The organism is Nocardioides sp. (assembly GCF_036374615.1).
Classification (GTDB): Bacteria; Actinomycetota; Actinomycetes; order Propionibacteriales; family Nocardioidaceae; genus Nocardioides.
In genome coordinates, this window is record NZ_DASUTK010000098.1 from 1 (window position 1) to 2,176 (window position 2,176).

Annotated in this window: 2 protein-coding genes; one reads left to right on the forward strand and one right to left on the reverse strand. The window is 70.4% G+C overall.

The window, feature by feature from the left end:
- Positions 1–267, reverse strand: a 267-nt coding sequence (locus tag VFZ39_RS07820; RefSeq protein WP_330865176.1) for a hypothetical protein, incomplete at its 3' end; no start/stop codon positions are given.
- Here VFZ39_RS07820 and VFZ39_RS07825 point away from each other — a divergent pair.
- A complete protein-coding gene (locus VFZ39_RS07825) occupies positions 266–1,993 on the forward strand; it encodes an IS1634 family transposase (RefSeq protein ID WP_330865175.1) in 1,728 nt (575 codons plus the stop codon). The two genes, VFZ39_RS07820 and VFZ39_RS07825, sit on opposite strands and share 2 nt — an antisense overlap.
- Positions 1,994–2,176 lie beyond the last annotated feature (183 nt).

Genomic DNA, 2,176 nt, shown 5'->3' on the forward strand with positions numbered 1-2,176 from the left:
GTTTTGCCAGGCGGCGAGCTCGGTGTTGAGGACCTCCAGGTCGCCGATACGGCGGTCAAGGCATTGCCGGGTGAGGCGAGACAGTTCGATCTCGGCGATGTTGAGCCAGGCCGGACTTCCGCAGTTGGTAGGCAGATTCGGGGCTCGGCGGGAGCGTCCGGCCTGGTCACGGCCTCGCGAGGTGACTTGAGGAGCGAAACGGTGTAGGCACACGAGTTGCGGCGTGTCGCTCGACGGACGCGGCATTACGCGCTTGAGTGTGAGCATGTACCTACGGGAGACGAGGCGGACGAACCGGGACGGTTCGGTGGTGGCCTACCTGCAGCTGGCGCACAACGAGCGTCATCCGGTGACCGGCAGCCCGGTCGCGAAGGTGATCCACAACTTCGGGCGGGCGGAGAAGGTCGACAGGGATGCGTTGGCCCGGCTGGTGAGCTCGATCTCCCGGTTCCTGACCCCGGAGCAGGCGATCAGCGCCGCCGTGGGCGCCGAGGTGGAGGTGGTGGACTCCCGACCGCTGGGTGGGGCCTGGACGCTGGACCGGGTCTGGGAGCGGCTCGGGATCGGCGCGGCGATCCGTCGGGTCGCCACCGGCCGGCGCCTAGACGGGGAGGCGGTCGAGCGGGTTGTGTTCGCCCTGGTCGCGCAGCGCGCCCTGGAGCCCGGTTCCAAGCTGGCCGCGACGGACTGGGTCGCCAAGCGGGTCGCGATCGAGGGCCTGACCTGTTTCTCCGACGACCAGGCCTACCGGGCGATGGATTTCCTGCTCGACGCGCTCGCGGAGATCGCCGAGGAGGTCTTCGGCTCCGTCGCGCACCTGCTCAACCTGGACCTCGACATCGTGTTCGTGGATACGACCTCCACCTACTTCGAGCTCGACGTCCCCGACGAGCTCGCCGAGGTCGAGGACAGCGTCGACGACGACGGCATCAGCCGGCCGGCCGAGGCGGGCAAGCGGGCGTTCGGGCACTCCAAGGACCACCGCACCGACCTGCCGCAGGTGGTGATCGCGATGGCGGTCACCCGGGACGGGGTGCCGGTGCGGTGCTGGACGTTCCCCGGGAACACCGCCGACACCGCGATCATCCGCACGGTCAAGGATGGTCTGGCCGGCTGGGGGCTGCGCCGGCTGGTGTGGGTGGCCGACCGCGGGTTCGCCTGCGCGGCGAACCGGGCGTATCTGACCCGCGGCGGCGGGCACTACATCCACGCCGAGAAGCTGCGCCACACCAACACCGAGGCCGCCGCGGCGCTGGCCCGCCCCGGCCGATACCGCACCGTCGCGGGGAACCTGCGCGTCAAGGAGGCCGCCGTCGCACCCGGCGGGGACGGAGACGGGGACCAGGGGATGCGGGCGCAGCGGTTCGTGGTCTGCCTCAACCCCGAGCAGGCCGAGCGGGACGCCGCCGTCCGACAGCGGCTCCTCAGCCACCTGCAGGCCCTGATCGCCGGCTCCGACGCCTGGACCGACCGGCGCCGCGACGAGCTCGTCGGCTCCTTGAAGACCAAGCCGGGACTGCGCCGCTACCTGCGCCGCACCGAGCATGGGCTGCTGCGGGTCGACGCCGCCGCGATCAAGCGCGAGTCGCACCTGGACGGCAAGTGGCTGCTGCGCACCTCCGACACCACCTTGACCCCGGACGATCTGGCCGCCGCCTACAAGCAGCTCCTGCAGGTTGAACGGGGCTGGCGGGACCTCAAGGGCGCCCTCGCGCTGCGCCCGGTGTTCCACTACCGCGAGGACCGGATCCGCGCCCACGTCCAACTGTGCTGGCTCGCCCTACTGCTGCTGCGCGTCATCGAGAACGCCACCGGCGACACCTGGCGCAACCTGCGCCACGAACTCGACCGGATGCACCTGCTCACCCTCGCCACCAACGACGGCCACGTCGCGCAACGGTCGGCCGCCACCGCCGGGCAGAAAACCATCCTGACCGCGCTCGACCTGCCCGAACCCCCGCGGTTCTTCGACTTCACCGCCCCCAGCGCCTAACCGCTTATCGCCGGCCACCCACGCTTGTAGTAACACGACTCCATCACGCCAGTGAGGCGTCTCCGCAGGTCAGCCCCATGATCACGAGGCTCGTGTGCTCACCATCTGCGGAAGTCCGGTCCGGCGCCTGGAGTCCACGGATGAGGAACTTGTCCTGGACACCGCCGCGCTGGGGCTCCTCAG